Source organism: Sphingobium lactosutens DS20 (genome assembly GCF_000445105.1).
Taxonomy (GTDB): domain Bacteria; phylum Pseudomonadota; class Alphaproteobacteria; order Sphingomonadales; family Sphingomonadaceae; genus Sphingobium; species Sphingobium lactosutens.
In genome coordinates, this window is record NZ_ATDP01000097.1 from 15,071 (window position 1) to 40,240 (window position 25,170).

Here is a 25,170-nt window from a genome sequence, read left to right on the forward strand (position 1 = left end):
CTTTTTAGGACATTGCTCGAAGGAGCCGGGAAGTCTGCTCCGCTGAAATGCCGGCGTCGCGCTCGGCTTGTCCCTCGGCTCGGCGCGCTTCGGGGATCATCTCGCGGAACAGCTCGCGCCGCTCGGAACGCGGCATTCCCTGTTTCGCAAGAAAGCTGTCGAGCGAGGCACGGTCGCTCGGGAAATTCTCATCGGCCGCAGCATACACGGGCATCTGCGCTTCGCGTTCGATCAGGGTGTCGGCAAGGCCAGCCTCAATCGCCTGTTGGCCTCGGAAGAAGACGTCCTTGCCGGCGATCATCGCCTCGAATTCGGCCACCTCGCGGCCCGATCGCGCCGCGTATGTCTCGCACATGGCGGTGTCGAGATGAGCCAGCGTCTCCCATGCATCCTGCATTTCCGACTTGGTGCCCATGAAAAGCCCGCGCGCTTCATGGATCATGATCTCGGCATTTGCTGCGATCTGGATCTCATCGCCGGCCATGGCGATGACAGACGCAGCCGACGCAGCGACGCCCAACACCTGGACGATGACCTTGCCCTCGTGGCGGCGAAGCAGATTATAGGCCGCCACACCCTCGAAATAGTTGCCACCGGGGGAATTGATCTCGACGATGATGTCCTTGCCCGCCAGAGGACGGAGCGCTCCCGCGATGCGCTTGGCGCCCACGCCGCCGCCCTCGCCATCGTCCCCGATATAATCGAAGATCGAGATTGTCGGCATGGCCTGGGCGGTGACGTCGACGGTGAAATGGCGGAAGTCATCGGCCAGGGCGCGCGTCTCGAACTTCCAGTCCGAGCCCGAGCCCAGATTGGGCATCTCAGGCGGACGTTGCGATGCGAATACGGCGCGAAGGTGGTTACTCATCGGTCTGATCCTCGGCGATTGCAGCGGCGGATGTTCCAGGGCGCGGCGCGAGGCCAGCGCCATCGGGGTGTGGGTTCATGTCGAGCGCCTCGCGCGCCTCGTTCGCTTCCATCCATGGCTTACCGCCGCCGGAGCCAAGGGCGCGAGCGAGGAAGTCGGCTTGGTCCTTCATCGACCCGCGCAGCAGCGCGCGTTCGTTGAACTTGGCGTAAAGAATGTCACCGCCGCGCGCCCGCTTCTCCTGTCGGCTGAGCAGGCGCCAAATGGCTTCCTCCCAGATGACGAACCAAGGCAACAGACAGTAGACCACGAAGTAGAGCCCCAGCTGCTCGATGCCGCTACCCCATGCAGTCTCGTCGAACATGAGCAGTGGGCGGGGAACGCCAGTGAAGCGCGATCCCTGCTCTGCCTCCAGCTTGCGAAGTTCGACGAGCTGGCTGTCCTTTGCCGATCCGGAAAACGGCTTCGCTTCGGCCCCATCCTCCAGCAGCATCCAGTCGCCGGCATTATCAGCGCCCGAATATTGCTCGGCGAGGCTGCCTTTCAGGCGGGCATATGCGACATCGCCCAATTCGGTGCCCGCAGGAAACTGGATCGCGCCGCCGGCCATGACGCCTTTTCGGAACAGATTGGCCATGGCCTTCTCGGCAATCGCAGCCAAGCCAATCGTATCGGCGGCGACGTCGAGCAGGCCAAGGCCGTTGATGCCGTCGAGAGACACCGGCGCGCGGAAGTGGAAGACGTCCGCGCCAGACAGATACTCCGTTCCGCCGCTCTTGGGCGTATGCTTGAACCGCAGCTGTCCGCGATGAAATTCCTTCTTCACGGTCTTACGTTCGAAGGGCACCAGTGCCTGAATATCGCCCCCCATGCGAACGACGCGGGCAAATGCATTGCCATCGAACAGGGCGGCCAGCTGCATGAAGCTCTTGAACTCGCTGGGCGTCATCGACCCGTTGCCCAACGGGTCAAGTTTCAGCACCGAATAGAGCGGATGGTCGGTTGCCTTTTCCGTCGTGCCGTCCGCTTTGCGCCGGAACATGGAAAGCGGCAGCATGCCGATGGATCCCGCGATCAGTGAGGTGCCCCGATAGAAGACCGAATTGCGCATCGCCATGCGATCGCTGATCGTCAGCCCGGAGAGGGACTCCCTGCCGCCCTGCAGGAAAGCGCTCAAAACCGGATCGTTGGCATCGCGAATATCATGCGTCGAGTAAGCGTAGACCGGCGGACCAGCCGCATGACTACGCAAGGTAGATGGCGCGGAGTTGCGGCGCCCTTCTGCCGCGCGCCGATAATCATCGGGCGAAAGTGCCATTCATCGCCCTCCATTAAACCCGACGGATGCCTCGCTTGGCGTAGACAGAAGCTTTCTTTGGCTCTTCAAGGGCCACCTGACCCATAGCCATGACGAGGGCGACCATGCCATCGATGCGGCCGGTCGACTTCGCCTTGTTCAGCTTGCGGTCGCCTGCTGCGTTTTTTTCGACCACTGCGTTCGAGGCGCACATGGTCATGACGGCGTTGCCGCCATGCACCACTTGCTTGTTGAGGAACGCGATCTCAGCAACATCCATGGCCGGCGCCATCGATACGTGCCCTTGCCCGAATGGCTCGAAGGGTAGCCGAATGCCCAGCTTGGACATCTGAGCTTCGAGCGTTTTGAAGCGATACCGGTCAAAGCCGATTTTCGCGATATCTAACCCGTTGCAGATGCCGCCTATCTTGGCAGCGACGAATTCATAATCGACAGCGACGCCTGGGGTCGTTTCTATCAACCCCTGCTTTACCCATAAATCATATGGAACACGATCTCGCTTGGCATGATCCTCGACTGTCTTTTCCGGTTTCCAAAACCATGCTTTCACATGCCATCGCCCGTCCGCGCCTCGCGCGATCAGGACAAAAGCGCACAGGTCGGTCGTCTCCGCCAGATCGAGCCCGCCGTAAATCGGGCCGTTGATAAAGGCCTGTTCATCAACCGGACCGCCGCCCTCGGCCCAGACCATGGGAGAGATGAAGGGTGAGAATCGATTGACGCGTTGGTTTAAATATAGGTTGCGAAAACCATTTTCCGCCGAAGGCATGCGAGCCGCCTTCTCGGCAGCCGCCAACAATTCCACCTCAGACCGGAATGTGCCAAGCGCCGGATTTGCGGCGCGATGCGCTGCTGGATCAAGCACATCACAATCTGGCTCTGCCGCATAGACGTGGCAGACGATCTTAGGATCGCCCGACCGCTTCGCGTCGTCAATCTTCACCGACAGCATGTCGGCATCCGTCGGGGCCTGGGTCGATATGATCAGACGAAGCGCGTCGTCATATGCGCCAGATGCTGTTTCGATCGCCTCAACGAAATCGTCCTGCGGTCCGCGCACCTGGCCCAACTCGTCGAGAATGGCCAGAACCGGCGAAAGCCCGTGCGCGGTATGCCCATCTGCGGCCAATGCGCGATATTCGACATTTTTGGCGAGGCCGATCAATCGCTTTCCCGATGGCACAATCCGCACCAGCTTCGAAAGGTCCGGCGATTGCGTCACCATCTTTGCGGCCAGGTTGAACACGAGCGCTGCTTGGTCGCGCGACCGGGCACCACTGACAATCTGACTGTTGAGCCGGGCCTCCGGGCCGGCGAGATGAGCAAGCAGGATGGCCGCGATCAGACCGGACTTGCCATTCTTGCGAGCGATCGAGAGGATGCCTTCGGAGGTGCCAGCGGGATTGTCGTAAACATCGAGAATAAATTTCTGCTGGAAATCGTCGAGCCGCATTGGCTTCCCGACCAGCTTGCCCTCGGGCACCAGGCAATATTTGTGGATGAACGCAATAACGCGCTCGCCGCGCGTCACTGGATGGTCGACGGCCTCGCCAGGAGGTCGTCTCCGTCACCCTCCATCGGGTTGTGCCCGGCCTCGATTTCCTTCGCTTGGGCGCGCCGTTTGTTGACGTCGCGCTGCTCGCCATTCTTGGCTCGATTGTCCAGCCCCAGTGCGCGGCGCAATGTGACGATACGCCTGGCGAGTTTGTCGCTCGCCTCGATAGTCTGCAACATGGTCGACACTTTCACATTTCCGCCGCGGTCGACGGAAAAGGCTGCAACCTTTTCCGCGTCTGCCATTGCCCTCGCGAGGTTGGCGGCGACAGCAAGATCCGCGTCTGTCCATTCGGATTTAGCGCGCTCGCCTATGACCGCATCCCAAAACGGCTTATCGCCGCGGCGCAGTTTCAGATGAGATGGTGGCGACAGATCACGGGCAGCCGCCGCCATCACGGCCACGGCGCCGGCCGCGCTGTCGACGCGCTGGCGACGGCCCATAGAGCAAATCCTGTGTTAGCGATTGAAATTGAGGGGGCGCCGGTGTCCGCGACCAGCTTGCTAAAACTTTCGCCCGGGGGGGGCTATTCCACGGATGCTTCGGATCAAGTGGCATCCCATCGATCCCGCACCCTCCGACGGCGCGACGACCGAACTGCTCTGCTGTTACATCGCGGTGACAGTCGTCGCATAGGTTCCGTGTGTTCTCATCATCGTCGTTTCCGCCCAGTGCAAGCGGCTGGATATGATCAACGACAGTGGCGAAGACAATCAGCCCCTTGGCATCGCACCGCTCACAGAGTCCATCAGTGCGCGCTAGCCGCTTCTGACGCTGCCGCATTCCGGCGCGGCCACGAAGGCGGTCAGCCACGACCGCGAACTAAAGCTCGAACCTGCGCGGCAATCCGCTCCGCCTCGCCGATGATGCGATCAGACCTCGCGATGGAACGGGACGGCTCGCGCATGTCGAAGGCCAGCATGTGCAGTTCGCCGGCCAGTCGCTCCATCTGATCGGCGGGTGAAGGCTGGTGGATCACATGCAGCGCTCCACATACAGGAAGCGCCCGCAAGCCATTCGGCTCCGGGCGCAATTCACGACGTTGATGATTTAGCTATCCGAGTTTTCCGCAATGCTCAAGCGCAAATGCGCATGTAGAACGCAAGAGCGTCGAGGGTATCGCGGATCTGTGCCAATGACCGGTAATATTGCCGACCGCCGTAACGGGGCAGGTCGTCATGAATGAGCAGCCGATCCATGAAGCCGCGCATCTCGAACGGGATCTGCTCCCTGCACTGCCTGACGAACTGTCGAGCCCGCACCTGGGCTTCGGTTCGCGCCAAGCCATAGCTGCATTCGCCCACGGTTGTGCGCTCGCCATAGCTGGCCGTGACGCTGGGCGCGAGCGCGGCGCGGGCATGTGCATTGCGATAGCATTCACCCGCATACCATTGATGCCAATTCAACTGGCCAGCCTTGTGCAGGCGGTCCAGCGTGGACGAACGGAACCGGCGCACTCGTCCGATCGGCTGTTCGCGCGGATCGATTAGGGCGGGATCGACGAACTCGCTATCATCTCCCTTGGCAAGACGCTCCGGGGTAGCGTCGACGGGCGGCACATAGGCCACGACCGCCCGTATTTTCCTGATCTTGGTTCTGTTCCTGCGCGCCATCTCGAAAGCCCCTGTTCTTTTAATGTTCTTACCGCTGTTCGCCGCTCACGGCCAGCCCGTCGCGCGCTTCGCGGCGCAGGGCGGCGACCTCCTCGATCGACACCACATCCGCCACTGGCGGCACCCACTCGCGCTCATGTTTCAGCAGCAACAGGCCGGCGCGGTTGACGCGGGCCATGCGCTTCGCCCGGATCGGCGCGATGATCTGCTCGATCTCGGCAATGGTCGGGAAGAACCGGCACTTGCGCAGGATCTGGTCGAACGCCGCATACAGGTCGGGCAGCGCATGGCTGGACAGAGCGCGCCAATATATCTCCAGCCGAGCCTCTTCACCCGCTTCGCTGGACTGTGGCATCACCATCACCAGCGACAATTCGCCAATCATATTCTCGAATTCATCCTCGGTGGGCGAGGGCGGCATGCATGCCGCAATATACTGGCTAAGGTAGGCGGCCGACTTAGGTCCGATCACCGGCATGTCCGGCAACATGGTCCTCTGGTCCAACAGCGCGCCGAGCTTTTCGGGCAACGATGGCTCTTGCCATTGTCTCACGAACCGGGCCGCTGCTGGGCTGATTGTGATGGCGGTCTGTGCGGTCATGGCGTCTTCCAAATTCATCGGCGTTCGTGATCCAGGTCCGCCATGCGGCGTTCCAGTCGTGCTTGCGGGCCTTCGCGCCACTGGCGGCGGCCCAGTGATCCCGGAACTTTGATAGCTCCCGCTCCAGCCGCCCGGGCTCCCATCGGCTCACGATGTCGAATGCGACCGTGCCGGGGTTCAGCAGGGCAGGTTGCCAGTCAGCGGGCAGGCGCATCGCGCGCTTTCCCGAAGATGCGTCAGCATCTGAGGGTATGATGGTTCTTGACGGTTTGTCCGAAGCCGCTTCTGGGGTCGGCGTCGCTGGCTTCGGGGGGCAATCTTTTCGGGGCGAAGCCGCTTCGGGGCGAAGCCGCTTCGGGGGTGAAGTGGCTTCGGGGGTGCATTGGGGATGGACGCTGTAACGGCACCCCTTACCCGGCACTTCGATGCGCGTCAGGTGGCCGGCCGCGACCAGGCTCTTGATTGCCGCCTGCACGGTCCGGTCGGTCTTGCTGCACTTGCGCGCCAGCGTCGCCATCGACGGCCAGCATTGGCCCTCGTCGTTCGCGCTGTCGGCCAGCGCCAGCAGCACGATCTTTTCGCTATCCGGAAGGTCGATCGCCCAGACGAGCGACATCACGCGCACACTCACCTGATCCACCCCCAACCGCGCACGACGTCGAGCGCCTCTTCCGGCTGCCGGATCATCGCCCATGGAAAGCCCCAGGCGATCAGGTCGTCGCGCCAGCTTTCCTGATCTTCTGATAGGCCGTTGCCGATCTCGCGCTTCACCTCCACGAAACCGATCTGCAATGCGCGCGGCCCGAACAGGATCAGGTCAGGAAAGCCCGGCCGCAGGCCATCCTTGCGCAGCGCCGCCATCTGCTTGATGCGCGCCAGCTTGTCGCCGGCCAGGTGCGTGCCGTTGGGCACATGCACCGCCTCGATGCGGTGCATGGCAAGCAGGCGGATCGCGCCGCGCTGGACCGGGCGCTCCTGCATCCCGGCCGGCGCGACGCCGCCAGCCTTCTTGCCTGCGCGCCTGCGCGGCGTCTGGAACCATGAGGCTGCCACTGGGGCTTATTCCATCCCCAGCGCGGCCAGATAGGTCTGGAGGATAGCCTCCATCTCCTGCCGGTCATGCGGTTGCATCTTCCGCAGGCGGATGATCTGGCGCATGATCTTCGCGTCATAACCATTGGCCTTGGCTTCCAGGTAGACGTCCTTGACGTCATCGCCGATGCCCTTCTTCTCTTCCTCCAGCCGCTCGATGCGCTCGATGTAAAGGCGCAGCTGATCGCCTGCGATATTGCCTTCAGACATTGGTCAGTTCCTCGAATATGGACCGCTGTGGGTCGGGATTGGCTTCGATCCAGCGCGCCAGCCGCTGTTCGGCGGCGAGCAGGGATGCGTCGGCGTCCGCTTGCTCGACCTGCGCTGCGCACAGTTTTTCCCGCGCGCGATCGACGCGCCGCCGGCAGAGGCTGATCACCTCTTGCAGCCGGGCTTTTTCGCCATCGTCGGATGCGGGATCGGGCACTTCAGGCCGCCAGCGCCAGCGCGCCCTGGCGGCGGTCATGGACCGTGCGCGCCAGCAGCACGTCTTCAACCACCCGCATGGCGTCGGGCCATTCGCTGAAGGCGCGCTGGAGCAGCGTGACGGCCGTGCCACGATCGCCCTGGATCAGCGACCGAAGGCCATCCTCCAGATCGCGCGCCTCGGGCGAATAACCGTCCATGATTTCATCCTCATGGACATATCCCAGATCGCTCGCCCGGTCGTAAAACAGGTCTTCGTCGATCGTCGCTTCGACCTCGAGCTGCAATCCATCGTTGAGCTCCGCGAACGTCTCCAGTCCGCGCCGATCAATGGCATTGTTCAACGCTGCCAGCATCTCTTCGACGGTTACGTCTACGCTATATGTCGTCATCGCTCCCTCCTTCAGGCGCGCATGGGCATGACGCCGGCGATCACGCCCGGCCGGTCGTCACTGGTGATCATGATGAGGTCGGGCGCCTGGCTGCCGAACCCGATGGACAGCTTGGGGGTCGGCCCGAATATCTTGGCTATCGACTGGGCGTAGATCAGGTTGACGCGTGTGACGATTTCAGGGCCGTTATAGCTGCCATCCATCGGCTCGATCGAACGGCCGCCATCTGCCGCCGAACCGATCGCCTCGCACCGGCCGCCGTCGAGCTCCAGCCGCACCGCGCGGGTTTTGCCGTCGGATGCGCTGCCCGCGGCGCGGATGCTGCGATCCCATTCGGTGGACTGGATTTCCAGCGTACTGGCATGGTCGAAGCGCAGCACGCGGCGATATTGGGGATAGGTCGCGTCCACCAGCTTCCCGGCGATCGACGCGCGGCCGGCCGACACGGCAAAGCCTTTGTCGTTGATCGACACCTCGACCTGCGATCCTTCGGGCAGGTCCGCCAGCATCGCGCAGATCAGGCTGACCGCCTTCGTTCCGATAATGCTGTCCGGCATGCCTTCTGATCCGGCCGGGGCAGGGTGCTTCACCTGCACCACGCGGTGACCGTCCGTCGACGCAGCGATCAGATGACCGTCTTCGACGTGCAGGAAAACGCCGCACAGATAGTAGCGCGTCTCTTCCTGGCTGACGCAGACGCGGGCCGTTTCCAGGACGCGTAGCAGGGGCGCGGCATCGATGGCGAAACCAGTGCTGTCGGCCATGGCCTTGGGCACCGGGAAATCGGTGGAAGGCATCGTCATCAGCTTGCGGGTGGAACGACCCTGCTTGATCGTGAGCGCGCCGTGCAGGTAACCGATGTCGATCGTACCCGGGCGCAGCGTATCGATGGCGGTGAGCAGGCGCTCGGCCTCGACCGTGGTGTCGATCGGTTGGCCTTCATAGGCGATCTGCCGGCGCGACCAATGGTCCAGGTCGGACGCGCAGATGGTCAGCAGGCCGTTCTCCACGCGCAACAGCACGTTGGACAGGATGGGGATGGTGTTGCGGCGCTCCACCGTCTGGCGCACGGCGCGCACGGCGGTCAGCAGCGTATCGCGATCGACGCGCAGGCCTGTGGCGGCTTGCGTATCGGGTCGCTCAAGGGTGTAGGTGTCGGGCATGGCGGTCCTTTCAGGATGAACGGGATTGGCTGGGCGGCATGTCGACTTCCATGCCGAGGTAGGCGCGGGCGAAGGCCAGGCGTCGGTGCTGCCACTGCGGCGGCACGTCGATGCGGGCGGCCGTGCGGGCGATCAGGTCCTCGATGGCGTCGCACAGCGCTTCGCTGCCCAGAGTGTGCGCCGTCCTGCGCATCTTGAGCTCCGCATCACCAAGCGGCGCGACATCCTTGCGCATGGAGCCGCAATGTCGGGCAACGGGACGCTTCCCGGTCATGCCGCCTTCTCCCGGCCGGCATCCTGCTCCATGTCGAGCAGGTCGAAGAGCGACGGGACGGCCATCTGATCCTCGGCTTCGCGCAGATAGGTGACGCTGTGCGCCCAATAATCGGGATTGAGCTCGCTGCCCGCGCCGCGGCGGCCGAGCAGGATCGCGCGCATGGGCACGGTGCCCAGGCCGCAGAAGGGATCATAGACCAGCTCGCCTTTGGCCGAATATCGCTCGATCAGCCTGTCGACGATGTCGAACTGCAGGGGACAGACATGCTTTTCGCGGCCCTTCTGCACCTGCTCGGCATTGAGCGTGCGCATACGCACCACATCGTCCCAGACGTCGGGATGATGGCTGCCCGGGTCCAGCGCCATGAAGGTGCGGGGCAGTTTGCCGCGAGAATCATTGCCGGCGCGCGCCTCGATCGTCTCGCCAATCTCCCTGTGCGCCTTGAAGCTGTAGACCAGGTCGCGACTTTCCTCGCGGAACCGCTTGGCGAGCTTGCCCACGGCCATATGCGCGAACCGCTCTTCGACCTCCCACAATTCGGGGATGGTGAGCGGGCGCGCGCCGCTGGAGCGCCAAAAGGCATGGGCGTCCAGCTGCCAGCGCGCCAGGCTGTAATCGTCGGCATCCTTGGCAACCGGCCGGTCGGCATAGCCGCGGCTCCGGTCGCTCTGCGGCTTGCGCATCAACAGCACATATTCCGGGCTGCCCACGCCCATCTTCGTGCCGTCCTTCAGCATCTCGCTATAGGACAGGCGATAGGTCTGGTTGTTCTCGCGAACGACGTCGGTGACGACCGTGATCATGCCCATGAACTGGAAGCCGTGGCGCATATAATGCTCGATGCACTTGGCATGGAACGGGTTCACCGTCGGCACGCCTTCGCCCGTGACCGACCCGAACAGGATCCGGTCCTTCACATGGATGCAGGCCAGCCGGCCGGGCGCGAGTGCCCGGAACAGCGCGGGCGTCAGATAGTCCATCTGCGCGAAGAAATGCGCGTCATCGTCGGTATGGCCGAAGTCGTTATAGCTCGGCGTATATTCATAGTGATTGCTGAAGGGGATCGATGTGACGATCAGGTCCAGCGACCCTTCCTCCAACCGCTGCGCTTCGGCGACGCAATCATTATGCGCCAGCCGCCAATTGTCGCCAGCCGCTTCCCGACGGTCGACGCCGATGGAGCGCTTCACATTCTCTGCCGCCGCCGCGTGGTTGAGGCCATAGCGCCGGATCAGGTCGGACATGGTGGCGCGGAATTCGTCATCGCGCGCCCACTTTTCCTGCAACTCGCGCACGACCTCCGTTTCCGTCTCGGCATGGATGATGTCGATTTCGACGGGATGCGACTGGCCAAAGCGCTGCACGCGGTGGATCGCCTGGATGAAATCGCGGAACTTGAAGCCGACCCCGGCGAAGATCGCGCGGTGACAATGGCGTTGCAGGTTGACGCCGCCGCCCAGCATGATCGGCTTTGCCCCGATCAGCGGCAGCACGCCATCTGCGAACCGGCCGACAATATCCTCCCGCACGTCCAGCTTCTGCGTGCCATAGACCGTCTCGCAGGCGGGCAGGGCAGCCTCGATCGCCCGGCGCTCATCCTCCAGATCGTGCCAGATGATGAAATGATCGTGCGGCGCGGCGGCGACGATCTCGGCGGCCTTGCCGATCCGGCTGGCGAGCGTCCGCCGCTTTTCGCGCGATGCCTGCACGACGCCCATGGCGGTGTCGCGCATCAGGCGGCCCTGACCGTTGCTTTCCGGCTCCGCGTCCGCGATGTCCGCTTCCACGCAGTGCCAGCGCACCGTGATCGGTGGCAGGTCATAGCCTTCATCGGAAAAGCCCAGGTCGCTCGGGCGCTGGATGCACACCGACCAGCTGTTCACCCAGGTCCAGAATTCATCGACCTTGTGCGGATATAGCGTCAGGTCGCCCGCCTTCTCGCTGTTGCGCTGGAAAAAGCGGGTGAGCGCCTGGCCAGTGTCCATGATGCCCAGAAACCCGGCATAATGGATCATCTCCTTGTACCGGTTCGGCGCGGGCGTGGCGGTCGCGACGAAGCGATAGGGCACGCCCTCGAACAGGGGCAGGAACTCCTGATAGGTCTTCGACCCGTAGGACCGCAGCACGTCCGCCTCGTCCAGGCTGGCGAAGCCGAACCGGCTGCCGTCGATCTTGCCTTCGCGAACGCTCTCGTAATTGGTCAGGATGATCGGACGGCCGCGCGGCTGGCAGCGCTTGGCGGCGTCGGCCAGGATCGCTTCGATCTCGGCATCTGACTGCGCGAAGGCGACCGGGATATCCAGCAGCGCCGCATCGTTGAAAAATTCGCGCCGCACATTGAGCGGCAGCACGATGATGCCCCAGCAATTCGCCTTGGCGCAGATCAGCGACCCGATCAGCAATTGCTGCATCGTCTTGTGCAGGCCGAAGCTCTCGAACAGCCCGCGCCGGCCCCCTTCCACCGCCCAGCGGACGATATGGCGGACATGCTCCTTCATCGGCCGGCCGTCGGTCAAATGCGTCGGCACCTCGTCCAGGTCGCACGGGAAGCCGGCTGGCTGCGCCAGCGGGATCTTCGCCTCCAGAAAGGCGCGGTAATCAGGGTGCAGGTCATCGTTCGCGGAACCGGCTTCAACCGGCGCCGCGTCAATCGCGCTGTTCATGGTTTCACTCCTGGGCCGCCCGGCCCGCTCGGGTCTGTGTCAGCCGTCCTTCAGCCGTACTTCGTTGCGCCGCCGCTCCAGCATGGACGCGGCGTTGATGATGGTGTCGATGGCGCCCGACGTATGCAGCTTGCGCACATCGTCGTCGCAGCAAACATTGTCGCCAAGCAGCGTGATCAGCAGCGGCAGCGCCTGCGCGATGGCCACGGGGATATGTGAGACATTGCCGCAGCAGATCGCGTCAGCAGGCACCGCCTTCGCGCCGATCAGCGCCATGATGGTATTCAGCGCCTCGGGGCCGAACGCCTTGCCGATCGACAGCATGGAGACGGCGCTCATGTCGCCCTTCTTGTTGCGAGCGTTACCGATGCTCGCGGCGCTGTTCCCGATCAGTTCGGCCATGTCCTGGTCGGTCAGGCCTTCGGGCGCGGCCAGCCCGCTGATCGTCTGGCTCACCGCTTCGCGATAAGAACTTTGGGTAAGCCGGGGCAACTTGCCCAACCCGCTGGGCGCGCCTGCGCGTAGACCGGCATCATGATCACAGCATCCAGCCATCACGCCGCATCCTTCTGGGCATTGGGGCAATCACGCTCACCGCAGGCGCGGATCGTCGCATCCTCCAGCCGCAGGTCGCAGATGGTGCAGAGGGCGGGGGTTGTATCCTCTGGCGGTAGAAAGTCGGTCCAAGCCACCGATCCGCCCCGTCGGGCGGCGGCATCAATGATGCGCTGCCAATAGCGAGGCGGGATATTTTCCCGGTTGCGCCACTGACGGACTAGCACGCCGCTCTCGCCGATATCGGCCGCGAGCGCCTCTGCATTGCCATCCCAGACGGAATAGATCGATGACAGGTGAGACATGCCAGGACGATACATGCCGTATCGTTAAAGTCAATACCCAACGTATCGCCACGCGATGTATTGGTGACGGCATGTCATCCGAACCAGCGGCGCGTTTGAGGCGTGCGAGAATTGATGCCGGCTACCAGAGCGCGCAGGCGGCGGCAGATGCCTTCGGCTGGTCCATCGCGGCCTATCGCCATCATGAGAACGGCACCCGCGGTTTCGATTTTGCGACGGCCCAGCGCTACGGCAAGGCATTCAAGGTTCAGGCCGCATGGCTAATGGGCGAAGGTTCAATGGCGAGCGCCCCGGACGTGCCTGCCACGATCAGTTCGGCAGACGGCGACGGCACCATATCGCTCAAGCGCATCAATTTAGGCTTTGCCATGGGTGATGGCACGAACCTGGACGATTATGTCGAGGAAGGCACGATCGATTTCGACGCCAACCTCCTGCGCCTGATCAGCCCGTCCCCAGCACACCGCCTGGTCGTCGCCGATGGGGTAGGGGACAGCATGCAACCGACCCTGCTCGACAGCGACATGATCGTCATCGACACAATGCAGAACCAGCTCAACAAGTGGGATCGCATCTGGGCGATGAGCTTGCAGGGCGGCGGCGCGGTCAAGCGCGTCGGACCGGCCGAGAAAGGCAAGGTGGAAATTATTTCCGATAATCCGGCGATCCCGAACCGGACTGTCGCTTTGGAGGATGTACGGATTATTGGAAGGGTTGTATGGTCCGGGCGCAGGCATTGAAGCTATCATGGATCGCGATGCTCGCGCTGGCGGGCTGTTCGGACATGACGAAAGAGCGCGACGATTTGCGTCGCGAGGTCGCTGAGCTTCAAAACAAAGTGAAGCTGGAACAAGCGAAACTCGATGTCCTTGTAGAAGCCAATCGGCTGCGTCGCCAGCAAATTGACGAACCAATCGAAGCCGTAGAACCATCATCGACTCCGCCAACGAAGGTGCGAAGCGTGGCAATGTGCTATAAGGACTATTGTCCGTGCGAAGGCGATCAGCAAGGGATGGATACTGTTCTTTGCGATCAACTGGAGGCGGGCGTCGACGTTGATGTACGCATGATGATAGCAGGCCGTGGCAATCGAGAGGTCAGGCGTCAGCTAGAAACCGGAGATTACTGACCTTTGGGACAACTCTCCCTTATCATCGTCGGCGCTGACCATCCGAACAAGGATAAGTCGAACCGCCGATCGGAAATCCTCTGGTCGCACCCCGGGGAGGAGGTGCATCTTGCTCCCGAACCAAAGAACCCCGTTGATCCCCAGGCGGTTGCCGTATTCAGCGCGCGCGGCGTGCAAATCGGGTATGTTCGTGGTGAGCAGTGCCAGCTGATCCGCAGCTACCTCTCCCGTGACCGCATAACAGGCGCGATCTTTCAGGATCGGCACGACAAGGGGGCGGTTATACGTCTAGCCCTCGATGGAGATGCGCCGACATTGCCCGACCTGCCTCCCGAATCGGCCGCCGAGGGGCAGGATGGGTTTTACCCTGATCCTGAATATGACGACTTCTAGCGATACGATACGTATTGACATGAACGATACATAGAGTATTGTCTCTCCATCGCCTGATCACCCGCGCATCCCGCCGGGTCGCAAGACGGCGGGGAGATCAACATGCGTGTCCCGCACTACACCGTGGGCTCGGCCGCTGCGCTGACGCTGTCCAGGTTGGAGCATTTGCGCCGCCGCGAAAGCCCGCTGAGCGTCGATGACCTGATCAAGATTGCGCGCTTCAACGCTGGTGAGGCGCATGCGCTGTTCGCCACCGATCCGGCGACCGCCCGCGACTTTCTGCTGAACGGCGCCAGCCGCATGATCCGTGCAGCCGAACAGCTGGAGCAGGACGTCGCCGCCGCCCACCGCCCGGCCGCCGTCATGCCGTTGAGGGCCGTATCGTGAGCGCCGCCCTCTACTTCGCCGCCAAGGCACTGATCACGTTTGCGGGCCTGTCCTCGCTCGCGCTGATCGTGCGCGAATTCCAGCGCTACGCCGACAAGATGATCGCCGCGCTGCTGATGGAGGGCCGCGATGCAGCCGAACGCTGATCCCCCGCGCTTCGACATGCACCCGCTCGCCTTTGGCACGCTGTGCCTGATCGGCGCGGCGCTCTGGCTCGGCGGCTTCAAGCTGCTGACGGCCGCCTGCCGCGCGACCTCTGGCCTGTGGGGGCTTGGGCAATGAGTGCGGAAATCAATGTAGCCGCCGTGTTCGCGCTCAAGGCGATGTGGCGCAGCGACACCTATATGTCGAAGCTGCTGCCTCTTGAAGGCAAGCTCCGGGCGATCGAAGCGGCCAAGGCCGGCGCGACGCCGACAGAGGCGATGTATTTCGGCCAGGGCTATCGCCTACCGACTGGATGGCAGTGGAGCGACGTCGCGCGCCATCGGGCCAGATACGGGACAGCCTCTCACCTTGTCCCGGTCAGGCAGGCAAGCGGCGTAGTGGGATGGGGCGTGCCGATCATCGAGGGCAAGTTTCTCCAGCGCCCACGTGACATTTTCGGCAACATCCTTTGGCCGGAGGGAACGGCGCAATGATCAACATGCCCGCCACCGCCTTCTGCCGCTATCTGCGCGCCCGCGCGGCTGCATCGCATTCCCCACTGCCTGACCGCGCCGTCAACCCCCTGGCGGCGCGCCAGGCAGGAGCCTCGGGCGACCCTGAACCCCTCTCCCCTGGGTCGCCATCCCTCCCGCGCGGGTCGGCCGTCGAGGCCGGTCGATCCGCCATGCAATCCGATCCGGGCGACGAATGCGGCTGCCCGTCCTGCCAAAGCGACTGCGCCGGCATCGCGCCGTGCGAATGTGCCATCTCATGACCGGTCCAGCGGACATCACATCTGCGCTGCGCCGCGCGCGCCTGCCTGTCGGCAACGAATCGGCCCTGCAGGAAGCCCTCGGCCGGGCACTGGAGCGGGCAGGCGTGGCCTTCGAGCGGGAGGTGCGCATCAGTGCGGCCGATCGCATCGATTTTCTCGCGGCCGGGGGCATCGGGATAGAGGCGAAGGCACGATATCCGCGCCGCGCCATCTATCGCCAATTAGAACGCTACGCCCAGCAGGACGCCATCACGTCGCTGATCCTCGTCACCGGCACCGCCATCGGTTTGCCAGCGCAGATCAACGGCAAGCCGATCTATCACGTCTCCATTGGAAGGGCTTCGCTTTGAAGACCTATGGCTTCCTCGCCCTCGACCGCTCGCGCCGGGAATGGTGCCTGACTCAGCTCGAACCGCACGTCGCGATTGCGTTCAAGCGCCTGTTCCCGCGTGTGCCAGTAACCGCCACGGAAATCCGCATGTCCGATGCGGACGACGTGCGCGCGGATCTCGACTGGTTTATGCACCGCTATCCCCTGGCGCACGATGAGCACGAAGCCATCGGTGAGGCGCTGGCGCGTATCGCAGCGACCATTGCAGAGCGCGACCGGATCCTGCTGCCCGACTGGTCACCGCCCGATATGGTTGCCTTTCGGCCGGGCTATGCGCCGTACCTCTATCAAAGCCAGGCGGCGCAGGTGGCGCTCCGCAATCCTGGCCTTTTGCTGGGCGACGACGTCGGCCTGGGCAAGACGATTTCCGCTATCGCCGCTTGTGCAATGGGCGCCCCCTTGCCGGCCGCCGTTGTTGTCCAGGCGCACTTGGCGCAGCAATGGGCGGATCGCATCGAAGAATTCACGACGCTTCGGACGCATGTGATCAAAGGGACAACGCCCTACAGTCTGCCGCCCGCCGACATCTACATCTTCCGCTATTCGAACATCGCCGGCTGGGTGAACGTCATAGCGCAGAATACCTTCAAGACTGTCATCTATGACGAGATGCAGGAGCTGCGGCACGGGCGGGGCACGAACAAAGGCAACGCCTGCTACACCGCTTCCCGCGCCGCACAACTGCGCCTCGGCCTAACCGCCACCCCGATCTATAATTATGGCGATGAAATCTGGAACGTCATGGATTTCATCCAGCCGGATCTGCTGGGCCGGCCGGACGAATTTGCGCGTGAGTGGTGCAACGGGAAGATCGTGAAGAATCCCGATGGGCTCGGCTCCTATCTGCGCGACAAGGGCTTTTTCCTGCGCCGCGCAGAGGATGATGAAACGGTGGCCCAAGCGATGCCGCCGCCGAACATCATCGACTGGGAAGTGGACTTCGACCAGTCGGCCGCCGATGACGAAGCGGCCCTGACCCGGATGCTGGCGCAGACGGTGCTGACAGGCAATTTCGTGGAAGCCGGCCGCGCCGCGCGCGAGCTTGATCTCAAGATGCGCCAGATTACTGGCATCGCGAAGGCACGATCGGTCGCAGCCTATGTCCGCCTGTTGCTGAAGGATGCGCCGCGCGTGCTGCTGACGGGCTGGCACCGCGAGGTCTATGCCATTTGGCAGCATGAGCTCGCCGAGTTTGCGCCCGTGCTCTACACCGGTTCCGAAACCGCCGTGGCCAAGGGCCGCAGCGTGGACGCCTTCACAACTGGCGATAGCCGGGTGATGATGATCTCGCTGCGATCGGGCATCGGCCTTGATGGGCTCCAGCATCATTGTCAGGACGTCGTCTTCGGCGAACTCGATTGGTCGCCGCAGGTCCATTATCAGATCATTGGCCGCCTCCGCCGCCCCGGGCAGCGTCATCAGGTGACTGCGCACTATCTCCACACCAATGGAGGCAGCGACCCGGTACTGCTCGAAACGCTGGGGATAAAGACTGACCAAAGCCGCGGCATCCTCCAGCCGGGGCAGGACGCGGCAGAGCGCTTTTGCGACGACAGCAGGATCAAGCGACTGGCTGCGCACATCCTCGCAGAGACGGAGGCTCGGGCGGCATGAAGTTCGGCGGCGACCTCGACCCGACCGACCGCGTCACCATCGTGATGGGCAAATACGGCCCTGCGCACGCGATCAGGCAGAATGACGGCCGCTATGTCGTCTGCCCGCGCAAGGCCGCACTCTGCAAGCTGTGCGCGGAGCAGGGCGTGCCCCAGATCGAGCCCGACCCGTTCGACGTCGCCTGCGACGCGCTGCGCGCCCACTGGGGCCAGCGCTGGGCTGAAAGCCACCGCAACCCAGTCGAGGTCAAGGATGGCGAGGTCTGGCAGGGCAGGGGGCTACACATCGTTGCCCTGGCCGATGACGATCCGGCCGACCGCACCGTGTTGGTCAGCTTCGGCGACAATGACGTCGCCACCGCCGCGATCAGCGCGATTGTGCATGTCCATAACGAGATGATCGGGAGGCCGGATTGATGATCGACCCGCTCGATCCGGCCGCGATCGGCGCCGCCGATGCCGCCGACCATCTCTATCCTGGCGAGCATCAGGCGGCCGAGCGCGCTGCCTTCTGCGCTGGCGCCGGCCTGGGCACGGTTGCGATCGACATGGTCATCGCCTCCCTGTCGCCGGTCCAGACGAAGCTGCTCGCGCGCCTGCGCCGTCATCCCGGCTGCTGGACCTATCGCGTCCAGACGCGCGGCGTGGCGCTCCAGACCTGCATGGCGCTGGTGAAGCGCGGGATCATGATGGATGGCCCGCACCGGCCGTTCGAGCATGGCGGCAACGGCGTCGTGAACCTGACGCCCTTCGGCGTGGCGCTGCGGGACATCATCATCGGGAGGGCAAGCGCATGACTTGGCCGAACCTGTCCGCGCCGCAGCGCAAGATGCTGCTCGACAGCGGGCCTGATGACCGCACCGGCCGAGAAGGGTTCGGTATCGAATTGCGCACTGGTGCTGATTACGCTGTTGCCAAGGCGCTGGAGCGGCGTGGCCTTGGTCACCGCGAAGGTCCGGGCGGGGCGCTGCCGGGCATGTATTGGAACAACGCTATGGGCCTTGCCGTGCGGGCTGCCGTGTTGACGGAGCCGGGCGAATGAGCGCGATCATAATGGGGATTTTCAATGGCTGATACCATCGAATCGCTGCGCGCAGAGCGCGATGATGCGGATCGCCGCGCGGGTGCGGCCGAGAGGGAAATGGAGAGCCTCAAAGCCTCGATCGCCGCCAGAAAGGCCTGGTTGGCAAAAGCGAAGCGTGACGCCGGGTTCAGCGACAACACATCGTTTGATCGGGTATGGGAGCAGGCCCTGCCTCTTTTGCTGGATACCCGCAATAACAAACAGCCGCCAGCCGTAGACGGGATGCCGGTTCTCGACAATGGGATCAATACCATCATTGACGGCGCATTAGAAGTCGTCCGCAAACACGACGGCGGGAGGCATGGGCTTATCCTCAACCTGAAACGCCTTCAGGATTGGCTCGATCTCTATATCGCCCGCGCGAAAGCGCCAGAAGGTCCCCAGGCTGCCTGGGACTGGCTGACCAGCCACACCACGTTGGAGCTAACCTATTATCGGCCGACTTATGCTGACGATGACGATCTTGACGAGGAGTGGCGCGTCCATCGTCGCAGCGGATCAATTAATGATCGCGAATGGGATCTAGTTGGGAAGGGGCTCTCGCCACAGCTAGCTATTGAGGATGCCCGGCGCACCATAGAGCTAGAGAAGGACCAACGCTGATGGGCGCGCATGAGCGCTGGCCGCGCATGATGAAGCGAGCAACGGCCTGCCAGTATGTCGAATTGTCGGCCGCAGAGCTGGAGCGCGAGATCGCTGCCGGCCGCCTGCCGCATCCGGTGATGCTGGGCAACGTCGTCCACTGGAGCCGTGCGGAGATCGACGCCTACCTTGAGCGCCTGACCGAAAACGAGGCTGCCGCCACCGACTGGCGCAGCGGAACGAAGCTGTATGCGAATGGCTAGGATCGTCAAATATGTGAAGCAGACGAAGGCCAAGGGTCACAAATATTATTATTTCGACACGGGCCAGACTGACGAAAAGGGCAAGAAGGTGTGGAAGCGCCTGCCTGATCCTGCCGACCGCACTTTTGGCGCCGTCTATGCCGCCCTGCTGGGCCACCGCACGCGACGGGCGAATGTCGTCGCGCAATTGACCCTGTCCGGCTTGGTCGACCTGTATCAGGCAAGCGACAAGTTCGCGAAACTCGCAGCATCGACCCAGCGGCTCTATCGTCTCTACCAGGGTGAACTGGTCGACAAACTAGGCAACGCGCCAGCGCAGCTGGTCGAGCGCAAGGATATCGTCCTGTTGCTCGATCTGATGGCCGACCGGCCGGGCGCGGCGAACATGGTGCAACGGGCGGCTGGCGCGGCCTATGCATGGGGCCGCAAGCGCGGCCATGTGACCAATGATCCGCTTGTCGGGATCGAGGAAATGGAGACAGGCGAACACCAGCCATGGCCCGATGAGGCACTGGCGAAGGGGCTGGCAAGCGACGATGCGCTCGCACGGCTGTCCGTGCATTTGCTCTACTATACTGCCCAGAGAATCGGGGACGTAGCGGCGCTGACCTGGGGCAGCTTCGACGGTCATATGATTTCGCTGACCCAGGAAAAGACGGGCAAGTATCTCGACATTCCGGTGCACGATGCGCTGGCGAAGGAATTGGCGCAGCACCCGCGCGGCAATAGTGACGAACCGATCATTCCCGGCAAGCCGTCGCCGGCAAAGGCCAACCGGATCCGCCTGGCCGTCCAGGCGGCGGTCGCGCCCACGAAGGTGGTGCCTCATGGCTTGCGAAAGAACGCCGTCAATGCTCTGCTCGAAAAGGGCTGCACCGCGGCGGAAACGGCAGCGATCAGCGGCCAGTCGCTGGCCATGGTTGAGTATTATGCTCGCCGCCGGTCGCAGAAGAAGCTCGGCCAGACTGCCATGCGGAAGTGGCAGCAGGACGAAACGTGAACTATCAAACCCTTTCAAACCGCCCTATTTTTGCGCGCAGGGCTGTCATTGTGGCTTACCAAACCGTAACCATGCGCGCGATGGATTCGCCGCTATTCCCCGCTTCCCAGCCGTTCGACCGGCGCGCCTGGCCGATGAACGGGCGGCTGGACTTCTGGCATGCGCGGGACGGCTGGCCGATCCGTCGCTATCGTTTGGGCGATGGTGCGCGCGGCCGACTGCTGGTCATCAATGGCCGTGGCGACATGATCGAGAAATATCTTGAATTGATCGACCATATGGCGCGGCGCGGCTGGGCCGTCACTGCGTTCGACTGGCGCGGGCAGGGCGGGTCGGGCCGGCTGACGGACGATCCGTTATGCGGGCATATTCCCGACTTTGCCGACTATATCACGGACTTGCGCGACCTTGCACGGGACTGGCGCGCGGATGGTGAGGGGCCGACCGCGATGCTGGGGCATTCGATGGGCGGGCATATGCTGCTGCGCGCGCTCAGCGAAGGCATGACGCAGCCCGACGGCGCCATTTTGACCGCGCCGATGCTGGGGTTGCACACAGGGCCGATGCCGCGCTGGCTGGCGGTCGCCCTGACGCGCCTGATGCTGTGGCGCGGCTTGGGCGACAGGCGCGCCTGGACGCAAAAGGAGGAATCCGAACGCCAGCGCCGCATGCGCCAGAAGCGACTGACTCACGATCCCGAACGCTATGCCGACGAAATCTGGTGGCGCGACCATAGCCGGGACATCGCCTTGGGACCGCCAAGCTGGTCTTGGGTCAACCAGGCGCTCGAATCGACGCGGGCCTTGGAACAGGGCGATGGACTGTCGCGCATCCGATGCCCCATGCTGATCCTGGCGGCGCAAACCGACCAGCTGGTGTCGACGGCTGCGATCCGCCGCTTCGCCGCCCGATTGCCCACCGCGCGCCTGCATGTCTATGGCCGCGAGGCGGCGCATGAAATTCTGCGGGAGCTGGACCCGGTGCGGCTTGATGCGTTCGCCCGGATCGAGGCGTTTCTGGACGAGACGGCACGTTGAAGACCTATGATATCGTCATTGTCGGCGGCGGCATGGCGGGCGCAAGCCTGGGCGCGCATCTTGCGGCCGATGCCAGCGTCCTGATTGTGGAGATGGAGCCGCTGCCGGGCTATCATGCCACCGGTCGGTCCGTGGCGTTCTGGGAAGAAACCTATGGCGGCCCGGCGGTCCAGCCGTTGACCACCGCGTCCGGGCCGTTGCTGGCGTCTCCCGAATTCGATTTCCACGATCGCAGCTTCTTGTCGCCGCGGCGGACGCTGCATGTGGGACGCGCTGGCGACGAAGCGCTGCGCGATGCTTTTTTAAGTCGATTCGCTGGCAGGGTCGTGCTGGACCCCGTCGATCCGGCTCCATTGGTGCCGGGCCTGCGGCCGGACTGGACCATTGGCGTGATGGAGGCCAGTTGTCGCGACATCGACGTGGCCGCGCTGCATCAAGCCTATCTGCGCCGCTTTGCCGCAAACGGTGGCGACATATGGCTGAATGCGAGGTTTGGGTCGGCACAACCCGATGCCGGCCGCTGGCGTATCCGGACGTCTCAGGGCGTCGTGCAGTGCGGGCTGCTGGTCAACGCGGCCGGGGCCTGGGCGGATGATGTCGCCATCCACAGCGGCGTCGCACCCATCGGCATTGCGCCACTGCGCCGCACGGTCGTGCAATTGAGCGTGCCCGCCATGCCATCGGCCGACCTGCCGCTCATCATGGATTTGCGCGCGGGATTTTATTTCAAGCCGGAAGGGCCGGGCCGCGTCTGGCTGACCCCGCATGATGAAGCTCCCTCGCCGCCGTGCGACGCAGCGCCCGAGGAACTGGCAGTTGCGCAGGCGGTCGCCCGGTTCGAGGAAGTGGTGGACTGGCCGGTCGAACGAATCGAGCATCGCTGGGCGGGGCTGCGCAGCTTTGCGCCCGATCGCGCGCCGGTTTATGGCGCCGATCCCGCACAGCCGGGCTTTTTCTGGTTTGCCGGGCAGGGAGGTTTTGGCATCCAGACCGCACCGGCCGCCGCGCTTCTGGGACAGGCGCTGATTACGGGATCGCCATTGCCGCCTGCAATTGCCGGGCTGCCCGTCCACCTCTATCGGCCCGACCGTTTCCGCTGATCAGCCCTTGTGTCGCGCGGTCAGCAGATAATTGATCGCCTTGTTCGCGGACAGGGCAAAGCCGCGCGCGGGATCGAAACTCAATCCGCTGCTGTCGATGACCTCCAGACCCACGTCGTCCAACAGCGCGGTCAGTTCGTCGGGGGTTAGGAATTTGCCCCAGTCATGTGTCCCTTTCGGTATCCCGCCAATGCTTTCGCCCACGGTGATCATGGCGATGCGCGACAGCGGCGTCCGGTTGGGCGTGGACAGGATGAGCAGCCCGTCAGGCGAAACCTTGCTCGCCAGCGCGCGCACGAACGCGGCCGGATCGGCGACATGCTCGATAACCTCCATCGACGTCACCAGGTCGAAACCGCTGTCCGCCAGCTCTTCCACCGGCGTGGCGCGATAGTCGATGGTCAGCCCCTGCCTCTTGGCATGGCCTAGCGCCGCGGCAATATTTTCCGGCGCCGCATCCAGCCCTGTGACCGACGCGCCAAGCCGGGCAAGCGGCTCCGTCAGCAGCCCTGCGCCGCACCCGACATCCAGGGCTGATTTGCCTTCCAATGGGCGGAAGGCCTTTTCCTTCCCCGGCCAATGCTGGTCGATGGCAGCGCGAATATAGCGCAGCCGCACGGGGTTGAGCTTGTGCAGCATCGCGCTCGATCCCTGCGGGTCCCACCAGTCGGCGGCCATCGCCCCGAAATGCGCCGCTTCCTTTGGATCGATCGTTTGAAAACCAGTTTCAGCCATCATCACTCGCAGTCTCGAACGACCTGCTTTTAGCATCATGAGCGTGACCGACAATCCAATCGTCAGCCATTATCTCTGCCTTTGTCCCGCGCATCCATTTCCTTGTAAAGGTCAGCGGTCGCCGCTTCCGTGCGCTCGACATCCCCAGGGTTGCGGCGTCGTTTGTTGCCGACAATCACGAAAATCAGCACCAGTCCGAGCATGATTGGGCCACCGACGATCGCGAGGCTCCATAAGCTTCCATCCATCCTATCCTCCTCTATCTTATCAGGGAAAGATCGGCCGCCCGGCTTGTTCCATCCTGCCTCCGGATTGCTTGCCATATCCGCCGCGACTGCTAATAGAGGCGCCGTTTTGCCCCTTTGGGACATATTCTTTCACATTTACGGCAAGGTTCGGCACACAAATGGCGCGCATCGTGATGAAATTCGGCGGCACCTCCATGGCGGGGATGGAGCGAATTCGCAATGTTGCCGCGCGCGTCAAATATGTGGCGAGCCAGGGACATGAGGTCGCGGTCGTCGTCTCCGCCATGGCCGGTGAAACCGATCGCCTGGTCGGCTTTTGCAAGGAAGCGTCAGCCCTTTACGACCCGGCCGAATATGATGTCGTCGTGGCCTCGGGCGAGCAGGTGACGAGCGGCCTCCTGGCGATGACGCTGAAGGCGATGGGCGTGGACGCGCGTAGTTGGCTCGGCTGGCAATTGCCGATTCGCACGATCGAGGCGCATGCCAAGGCGCGCATTTCAACGATCGAAACCGACGCGCTGGTGGCTGCGATGCAGGCTGGGCAGGTCGCGGTCATCCCCGGATTTCAGGGTATGATGGGCGATGGCCGCGTGTCGACGCTGGGGCGTGGCGGGTCCGACACGTCGGCGGTCGCGGTGGCGGCGGCGATCAAGGCCGATCGCTGCGACATCTACACCGACGTGGACGGCGTCTACACCACCGACCCGCGCATCGTCGCTCGCGCCCGCAAGCTCGACCTTGTCACCTATGAGGAGATGCTGGAGCTGGCTTCGGTCGGCGCGAAGGTGCTCCAGACCCGTTCCGTCGGCCTCGCCATGAAGGAAGGCGTGGTCGTGCAGGTGCTTTCTTCCTTCGATGAACCCACCCAGGACGACCTTCCCGGCACGCTGATCGTGAGCGACGAGGACCTGGAAGCCAAGCTCAAGGAAACGAAGATGGAACGTCAGCTCATCACCGGCATCGCCCATGACAAGAATGAGGCGAAGATCATCGTCACGCGCGTTCCCGACAAGCCGGGTGCGGTGGCGAGCATCTTCACGCCGTTGGCGGACGCGGCGATCAATGTCGACATGATCATCCAGAATGACAGCAAGGACACGGAAGAAACGGACGTGACCTTCACCGTGCCGCGCGCCGACCTGGCGCGCAGCGTCGACATTCTGGAGGCACGCCAGGAAGAGATCGGCTTTCGCCGGATCATCACCGACACCGAAGTCGCCAAGATCAGCGTCGTAGGCGTCGGCATGCGCAGCCATGCGGGCGTCGCGGCCACCATGTTCAAGACGCTGGCCGATCGCGGCATCAATATCGAGGCGATTTCCACCAGCGAGATCAAGGTCAGCGTGCTGATCGACGAGGATGAAACCGAACTGGCGGTGCGTGTACTGCACACCGCCTATGGGCTCGATGCCCCGGCGGCCTGATCTTCCCCCTTTACTAAATGCGTCATTCCCGCGAAGG

38 protein-coding genes are annotated in these 25,170 nt (G+C 63.3%); 18 read left to right on the top strand and 20 right to left on the bottom strand.

The annotated features are described in order from the left end of the window. Nucleotides 1-4: 4 nt before the first annotated feature. From RLDS_RS56020 to RLDS_RS44130, 18 genes are all read right to left on the bottom strand, one after another. Complete coding sequence (locus RLDS_RS56020; protein ID WP_161626737.1) at nucleotides 5-868, bottom strand: head maturation protease, ClpP-related; 864 nt, start codon at nucleotides 866-868, stop codon at nucleotides 5-7. Continuing rightward, nucleotides 861-2,186, bottom strand: a complete 1,326-nt coding sequence (locus RLDS_RS44065; protein WP_021226818.1) for a phage portal protein — start codon at nucleotides 2,184-2,186, stop codon at nucleotides 861-863. The genes RLDS_RS56020 and RLDS_RS44065 overlap by 8 nt, the downstream gene beginning before the upstream one ends. Nucleotides 2,187-2,199: 13 nt before the next feature. After that, on the bottom strand, nucleotides 2,200-3,639 hold the full coding sequence (locus tag RLDS_RS44070) for a terminase large subunit (protein ID WP_236616868.1): 1,440 nt from the start codon (nucleotides 3,637-3,639) through the stop codon (nucleotides 2,200-2,202). Between the two features lie 74 nt (nucleotides 3,640-3,713). After that, nucleotides 3,714-4,184, bottom strand: a complete 471-nt coding sequence (locus RLDS_RS44075) for a hypothetical protein (protein ID WP_021226820.1) — start codon at nucleotides 4,182-4,184, stop codon at nucleotides 3,714-3,716. Beyond that, nucleotides 4,117-4,524, bottom strand: a complete 408-nt coding sequence (locus RLDS_RS55390) for an HNH endonuclease (RefSeq protein WP_084514855.1) — start codon at nucleotides 4,522-4,524, stop codon at nucleotides 4,117-4,119. Before RLDS_RS55390 ends, RLDS_RS44075 begins: the two co-directional genes overlap by 68 nt. Nucleotides 4,525-4,546: 22 nt before the next feature. Then, nucleotides 4,547-4,720 (bottom strand): hypothetical protein, encoded by a 174-nt coding sequence (locus RLDS_RS56535; RefSeq protein WP_021226822.1) that lies wholly within the window; start codon nucleotides 4,718-4,720, stop codon nucleotides 4,547-4,549. 97 nt (nucleotides 4,721-4,817) lie between these two features. After that, nucleotides 4,818-5,354 carry a hypothetical protein gene (locus RLDS_RS54590; protein ID WP_021226823.1) on the bottom strand — a complete coding sequence of 179 codons (537 nt, stop codon included), beginning with the start codon at nucleotides 5,352-5,354 and terminating at the stop codon, nucleotides 4,818-4,820. Between the two features lie 28 nt (nucleotides 5,355-5,382). After that, on the bottom strand, nucleotides 5,383-5,775 hold the full coding sequence (locus RLDS_RS44085) for a hypothetical protein (protein ID WP_084514857.1): 393 nt from the start codon (nucleotides 5,773-5,775) through the stop codon (nucleotides 5,383-5,385). A 37-nt stretch (nucleotides 5,776-5,812) separates the two neighbouring features. Next, nucleotides 5,813-6,571 (bottom strand): helix-turn-helix domain-containing protein, encoded by a 759-nt coding sequence (locus RLDS_RS55395; protein WP_236616873.1) that lies wholly within the window; start codon nucleotides 6,569-6,571, stop codon nucleotides 5,813-5,815. Between the two features lie 11 nt (nucleotides 6,572-6,582). After that, complete coding sequence (locus RLDS_RS44095) at nucleotides 6,583-7,008, bottom strand: VRR-NUC domain-containing protein (RefSeq protein ID WP_021226826.1); 426 nt, start codon at nucleotides 7,006-7,008, stop codon at nucleotides 6,583-6,585. Between the two features lie 6 nt (nucleotides 7,009-7,014). Further along, entirely contained in the window at nucleotides 7,015-7,257 is a 243-nt protein-coding gene (locus RLDS_RS44100; RefSeq protein ID WP_021226827.1) for a DUF2312 domain-containing protein, read from the bottom strand. Further along, nucleotides 7,250-7,513 carry a hypothetical protein gene (locus tag RLDS_RS44105; RefSeq protein WP_021226828.1) on the bottom strand — a complete coding sequence of 88 codons (264 nt, stop codon included), beginning with the start codon at nucleotides 7,511-7,513 and terminating at the stop codon, nucleotides 7,250-7,252. Before RLDS_RS44105 ends, RLDS_RS44100 begins: the two co-directional genes overlap by 8 nt. Beyond that, the gene (locus RLDS_RS44110) at nucleotides 7,476-7,865 is read right to left on the bottom strand and encodes a hypothetical protein (protein ID WP_021226829.1); all 390 of its coding nucleotides are present in this window, start codon (nucleotides 7,863-7,865) and stop codon (nucleotides 7,476-7,478) included. The genes RLDS_RS44105 and RLDS_RS44110 overlap by 38 nt, the downstream gene beginning before the upstream one ends. Nucleotides 7,866-7,876: 11 nt before the next feature. Then, a complete protein-coding gene (dnaN, locus tag RLDS_RS44115) occupies nucleotides 7,877-9,028 on the bottom strand; it encodes a DNA polymerase III subunit beta (protein ID WP_021226830.1) in 1,152 nt (383 codons plus the stop codon). Nucleotides 9,029-9,038: 10 nt separating this feature from the next. Beyond that, nucleotides 9,039-9,302 (bottom strand): hypothetical protein, encoded by a 264-nt coding sequence (locus RLDS_RS44120; RefSeq protein ID WP_152528069.1) that lies wholly within the window; start codon nucleotides 9,300-9,302, stop codon nucleotides 9,039-9,041. Next, nucleotides 9,299-11,968, bottom strand: a complete 2,670-nt coding sequence (locus RLDS_RS44125; RefSeq protein ID WP_021226832.1) for a DNA methyltransferase — start codon at nucleotides 11,966-11,968, stop codon at nucleotides 9,299-9,301. The genes RLDS_RS44120 and RLDS_RS44125 overlap by 4 nt, the downstream gene beginning before the upstream one ends. Before the next feature lie 39 nt (nucleotides 11,969-12,007). After that, the gene (locus tag RLDS_RS54595; RefSeq protein WP_152528070.1) at nucleotides 12,008-12,370 is read right to left on the bottom strand and encodes a hypothetical protein; all 363 of its coding nucleotides are present in this window, start codon (nucleotides 12,368-12,370) and stop codon (nucleotides 12,008-12,010) included. Between the two features lie 152 nt (nucleotides 12,371-12,522). After that, on the bottom strand, nucleotides 12,523-12,828 hold the full coding sequence (locus RLDS_RS44130) for a hypothetical protein (protein ID WP_084514861.1): 306 nt from the start codon (nucleotides 12,826-12,828) through the stop codon (nucleotides 12,523-12,525). Between RLDS_RS44130 and RLDS_RS54600 the strand changes: the two genes are divergently transcribed. The 17 genes from RLDS_RS54600 to RLDS_RS44205 all read left to right on the top strand — a co-directional run bounded on the left by RLDS_RS54600 (nucleotide 12,813) and on the right by RLDS_RS44205 (nucleotide 22,726). Next, nucleotides 12,813-13,568, top strand: coding sequence for a LexA family transcriptional regulator (locus tag RLDS_RS54600; protein WP_084514863.1), 756 nt, complete (start codon nucleotides 12,813-12,815; stop codon nucleotides 13,566-13,568). The genes RLDS_RS44130 and RLDS_RS54600 overlap by 16 nt on opposite strands. Next, nucleotides 13,547-13,957, top strand: coding sequence for a hypothetical protein (locus tag RLDS_RS44140; protein ID WP_021226836.1), 411 nt, complete (start codon nucleotides 13,547-13,549; stop codon nucleotides 13,955-13,957). Before RLDS_RS54600 ends, RLDS_RS44140 begins: the two co-directional genes overlap by 22 nt. A gap of 3 nt (nucleotides 13,958-13,960) precedes the next feature. After that, a complete protein-coding gene (locus RLDS_RS44145) occupies nucleotides 13,961-14,350 on the top strand; it encodes an HIRAN domain-containing protein (protein ID WP_021226837.1) in 390 nt (129 codons plus the stop codon). Nucleotides 14,351-14,452: 102 nt separating this feature from the next. Then, entirely contained in the window at nucleotides 14,453-14,737 is a 285-nt protein-coding gene (locus tag RLDS_RS44150; RefSeq protein WP_021226838.1) for a hypothetical protein, read from the top strand. Beyond that, complete coding sequence (locus RLDS_RS56310) at nucleotides 14,734-14,883, top strand: hypothetical protein (RefSeq protein ID WP_021226839.1); 150 nt, start codon at nucleotides 14,734-14,736, stop codon at nucleotides 14,881-14,883. The genes RLDS_RS44150 and RLDS_RS56310 overlap by 4 nt, the downstream gene beginning before the upstream one ends. Continuing rightward, nucleotides 14,867-15,019 (top strand): hypothetical protein, encoded by a 153-nt coding sequence (locus tag RLDS_RS56315; RefSeq protein ID WP_021226840.1) that lies wholly within the window; start codon nucleotides 14,867-14,869, stop codon nucleotides 15,017-15,019. The genes RLDS_RS56310 and RLDS_RS56315 overlap by 17 nt, the downstream gene beginning before the upstream one ends. Beyond that, on the top strand, nucleotides 15,016-15,375 hold the full coding sequence (locus RLDS_RS44155; protein ID WP_021226841.1) for a hypothetical protein: 360 nt from the start codon (nucleotides 15,016-15,018) through the stop codon (nucleotides 15,373-15,375). The genes RLDS_RS56315 and RLDS_RS44155 overlap by 4 nt, the downstream gene beginning before the upstream one ends. A 277-nt stretch (nucleotides 15,376-15,652) precedes the next feature. Further along, nucleotides 15,653-16,006, top strand: coding sequence for a GxxExxY protein (locus tag RLDS_RS0128395; RefSeq protein ID WP_021226843.1), 354 nt, complete (start codon nucleotides 15,653-15,655; stop codon nucleotides 16,004-16,006). After that, on the top strand, nucleotides 16,003-17,661 hold the full coding sequence (locus tag RLDS_RS44165; protein ID WP_021226844.1) for an SNF2-related protein: 1,659 nt from the start codon (nucleotides 16,003-16,005) through the stop codon (nucleotides 17,659-17,661). Before RLDS_RS0128395 ends, RLDS_RS44165 begins: the two co-directional genes overlap by 4 nt. Further along, nucleotides 17,658-18,077 (top strand): hypothetical protein, encoded by a 420-nt coding sequence (locus RLDS_RS44170; RefSeq protein ID WP_021226845.1) that lies wholly within the window; start codon nucleotides 17,658-17,660, stop codon nucleotides 18,075-18,077. The genes RLDS_RS44165 and RLDS_RS44170 overlap by 4 nt, the downstream gene beginning before the upstream one ends. Then, complete coding sequence (locus RLDS_RS44175; RefSeq protein WP_021226846.1) at nucleotides 18,077-18,457, top strand: hypothetical protein; 381 nt, start codon at nucleotides 18,077-18,079, stop codon at nucleotides 18,455-18,457. The genes RLDS_RS44170 and RLDS_RS44175 overlap by 1 nt, the downstream gene beginning before the upstream one ends. Further along, the gene (locus RLDS_RS44180) at nucleotides 18,454-18,702 is read left to right on the top strand and encodes a hypothetical protein (protein WP_021226847.1); all 249 of its coding nucleotides are present in this window, start codon (nucleotides 18,454-18,456) and stop codon (nucleotides 18,700-18,702) included. Before RLDS_RS44175 ends, RLDS_RS44180 begins: the two co-directional genes overlap by 4 nt. A gap of 24 nt (nucleotides 18,703-18,726) precedes the next feature. Further along, nucleotides 18,727-19,347: a hypothetical protein gene (locus RLDS_RS44185; RefSeq protein WP_021226848.1), complete on the top strand. Its 621-nt coding sequence runs from the start codon at nucleotides 18,727-18,729 to the stop codon at nucleotides 19,345-19,347. Then, nucleotides 19,347-19,589 (top strand): helix-turn-helix transcriptional regulator, encoded by a 243-nt coding sequence (locus RLDS_RS44190; protein ID WP_021226849.1) that lies wholly within the window; start codon nucleotides 19,347-19,349, stop codon nucleotides 19,587-19,589. Before RLDS_RS44185 ends, RLDS_RS44190 begins: the two co-directional genes overlap by 1 nt. Further along, nucleotides 19,582-20,589: a tyrosine-type recombinase/integrase gene (locus tag RLDS_RS44195; protein WP_021226850.1), complete on the top strand. Its 1,008-nt coding sequence runs from the start codon at nucleotides 19,582-19,584 to the stop codon at nucleotides 20,587-20,589. The genes RLDS_RS44190 and RLDS_RS44195 overlap by 8 nt, the downstream gene beginning before the upstream one ends. Before the next feature lie 80 nt (nucleotides 20,590-20,669). Then, the gene (locus RLDS_RS44200; protein ID WP_021226851.1) at nucleotides 20,670-21,626 is read left to right on the top strand and encodes an alpha/beta fold hydrolase; all 957 of its coding nucleotides are present in this window, start codon (nucleotides 20,670-20,672) and stop codon (nucleotides 21,624-21,626) included. Next, a complete protein-coding gene (locus RLDS_RS44205) occupies nucleotides 21,623-22,726 on the top strand; it encodes an NAD(P)/FAD-dependent oxidoreductase (RefSeq protein WP_021226852.1) in 1,104 nt (367 codons plus the stop codon). Before RLDS_RS44200 ends, RLDS_RS44205 begins: the two co-directional genes overlap by 4 nt. Here the strand turns inward: RLDS_RS44205 and ubiG are convergent, their stop codons facing one another. Together ubiG and RLDS_RS44215 are read right to left on the bottom strand one after the other, a co-directional pair. Next, on the bottom strand, nucleotides 22,727-23,464 hold the full coding sequence (ubiG, locus tag RLDS_RS44210; protein WP_021226853.1) for a bifunctional 2-polyprenyl-6-hydroxyphenol methylase/3-demethylubiquinol 3-O-methyltransferase UbiG: 738 nt from the start codon (nucleotides 23,462-23,464) through the stop codon (nucleotides 22,727-22,729). Nucleotides 23,465-23,523: 59 nt separating this feature from the next. After that, nucleotides 23,524-23,784: a hypothetical protein gene (locus RLDS_RS44215; RefSeq protein ID WP_236616869.1), complete on the bottom strand. Its 261-nt coding sequence runs from the start codon at nucleotides 23,782-23,784 to the stop codon at nucleotides 23,524-23,526. A gap of 83 nt (nucleotides 23,785-23,867) precedes the next feature. Here RLDS_RS44215 and RLDS_RS44220 point away from each other — a divergent pair, with 83 nt between their 5' ends. Then, the gene (locus tag RLDS_RS44220; protein ID WP_021226855.1) at nucleotides 23,868-25,133 is read left to right on the top strand and encodes an aspartate kinase; all 1,266 of its coding nucleotides are present in this window, start codon (nucleotides 23,868-23,870) and stop codon (nucleotides 25,131-25,133) included. The last annotated feature ends 37 nt before the right edge of the window (nucleotides 25,134-25,170 follow it).

Excerpts from the sequence above, each read along its gene's own strand:
- RLDS_RS44175 (WP_021226846.1), top strand. The coding sequence starts at position 18,077 with ATGATCGACCCGCTCGATCCGGCCGCGATCGGCGCCGCCGATGCCGCC.
- RLDS_RS44130 (WP_084514861.1), bottom strand. The coding sequence starts at position 12,828 with ATGTCTCACCTGTCATCGATCTATTCCGTCTGGGATGGCAATGCAGAG.
- RLDS_RS44150 (WP_021226838.1), top strand. The coding sequence starts at position 14,453 with ATGCGTGTCCCGCACTACACCGTGGGCTCGGCCGCTGCGCTGACGCTG.
- RLDS_RS44140 (WP_021226836.1), top strand. The coding sequence starts at position 13,547 with ATGGTCCGGGCGCAGGCATTGAAGCTATCATGGATCGCGATGCTCGCG.
- RLDS_RS56020 (WP_161626737.1), bottom strand. The coding sequence starts at position 868 with ATGAGTAACCACCTTCGCGCCGTATTCGCATCGCAACGTCCGCCTGAG.
- RLDS_RS44170 (WP_021226845.1), top strand. The coding sequence starts at position 17,658 with ATGAAGTTCGGCGGCGACCTCGACCCGACCGACCGCGTCACCATCGTG.
- RLDS_RS44200 (WP_021226851.1), top strand. The coding sequence starts at position 20,670 with ATGGATTCGCCGCTATTCCCCGCTTCCCAGCCGTTCGACCGGCGCGCC.
- RLDS_RS54590 (WP_021226823.1), bottom strand. The coding sequence starts at position 5,354 with ATGGCGCGCAGGAACAGAACCAAGATCAGGAAAATACGGGCGGTCGTG.
- RLDS_RS44215 (WP_236616869.1), bottom strand. The coding sequence starts at position 23,784 with ATGGCAAGCAATCCGGAGGCAGGATGGAACAAGCCGGGCGGCCGATCT.
- RLDS_RS44105 (WP_021226828.1), bottom strand. The coding sequence starts at position 7,513 with ATGACCGCCGCCAGGGCGCGCTGGCGCTGGCGGCCTGAAGTGCCCGAT.
- RLDS_RS44075 (WP_021226820.1), bottom strand. The coding sequence starts at position 4,184 with ATGGGCCGTCGCCAGCGCGTCGACAGCGCGGCCGGCGCCGTGGCCGTG.
- RLDS_RS44100 (WP_021226827.1), bottom strand. The coding sequence starts at position 7,257 with ATGTCTGAAGGCAATATCGCAGGCGATCAGCTGCGCCTTTACATCGAG.
- RLDS_RS55390 (WP_084514855.1), bottom strand. The coding sequence starts at position 4,524 with ATGCGGCAGCGTCAGAAGCGGCTAGCGCGCACTGATGGACTCTGTGAG.
- RLDS_RS56315 (WP_021226840.1), top strand. The coding sequence starts at position 14,867 with ATGCAGCCGAACGCTGATCCCCCGCGCTTCGACATGCACCCGCTCGCC.
- RLDS_RS0128395 (WP_021226843.1), top strand. The coding sequence starts at position 15,653 with ATGACCGGTCCAGCGGACATCACATCTGCGCTGCGCCGCGCGCGCCTG.
- RLDS_RS44180 (WP_021226847.1), top strand. The coding sequence starts at position 18,454 with ATGACTTGGCCGAACCTGTCCGCGCCGCAGCGCAAGATGCTGCTCGAC.
- RLDS_RS44120 (WP_152528069.1), bottom strand. The coding sequence starts at position 9,302 with ATGACCGGGAAGCGTCCCGTTGCCCGACATTGCGGCTCCATGCGCAAG.
- RLDS_RS44065 (WP_021226818.1), bottom strand. The coding sequence starts at position 2,186 with ATGGCACTTTCGCCCGATGATTATCGGCGCGCGGCAGAAGGGCGCCGC.
- RLDS_RS44155 (WP_021226841.1), top strand. The coding sequence starts at position 15,016 with ATGAGTGCGGAAATCAATGTAGCCGCCGTGTTCGCGCTCAAGGCGATG.
- RLDS_RS54600 (WP_084514863.1), top strand. The coding sequence starts at position 12,813 with ATGACAGGTGAGACATGCCAGGACGATACATGCCGTATCGTTAAAGTC.
- dnaN (WP_021226830.1), bottom strand. The coding sequence starts at position 9,028 with ATGCCCGACACCTACACCCTTGAGCGACCCGATACGCAAGCCGCCACA.
- RLDS_RS55395 (WP_236616873.1), bottom strand. The coding sequence starts at position 6,571 with ATGTCGCTCGTCTGGGCGATCGACCTTCCGGATAGCGAAAAGATCGTG.
- RLDS_RS44185 (WP_021226848.1), top strand. The coding sequence starts at position 18,727 with ATGGCTGATACCATCGAATCGCTGCGCGCAGAGCGCGATGATGCGGAT.
- RLDS_RS44085 (WP_084514857.1), bottom strand. The coding sequence starts at position 5,775 with ATGCCGCCCTCGCCCACCGAGGATGAATTCGAGAATATGATTGGCGAA.
- RLDS_RS44070 (WP_236616868.1), bottom strand. The coding sequence starts at position 3,639 with ATGCGGCTCGACGATTTCCAGCAGAAATTTATTCTCGATGTTTACGAC.
- RLDS_RS44195 (WP_021226850.1), top strand. The coding sequence starts at position 19,582 with ATGGCTAGGATCGTCAAATATGTGAAGCAGACGAAGGCCAAGGGTCAC.
- RLDS_RS44125 (WP_021226832.1), bottom strand. The coding sequence starts at position 11,968 with ATGAACAGCGCGATTGACGCGGCGCCGGTTGAAGCCGGTTCCGCGAAC.
- RLDS_RS44110 (WP_021226829.1), bottom strand. The coding sequence starts at position 7,865 with ATGACGACATATAGCGTAGACGTAACCGTCGAAGAGATGCTGGCAGCG.
- RLDS_RS44220 (WP_021226855.1), top strand. The coding sequence starts at position 23,868 with ATGGCGCGCATCGTGATGAAATTCGGCGGCACCTCCATGGCGGGGATG.
- ubiG (WP_021226853.1), bottom strand. The coding sequence starts at position 23,464 with ATGATGGCTGAAACTGGTTTTCAAACGATCGATCCAAAGGAAGCGGCG.
- RLDS_RS44190 (WP_021226849.1), top strand. The coding sequence starts at position 19,347 with ATGGGCGCGCATGAGCGCTGGCCGCGCATGATGAAGCGAGCAACGGCC.
- RLDS_RS54595 (WP_152528070.1), bottom strand. The coding sequence starts at position 12,370 with ATGGCCGAACTGATCGGGAACAGCGCCGCGAGCATCGGTAACGCTCGC.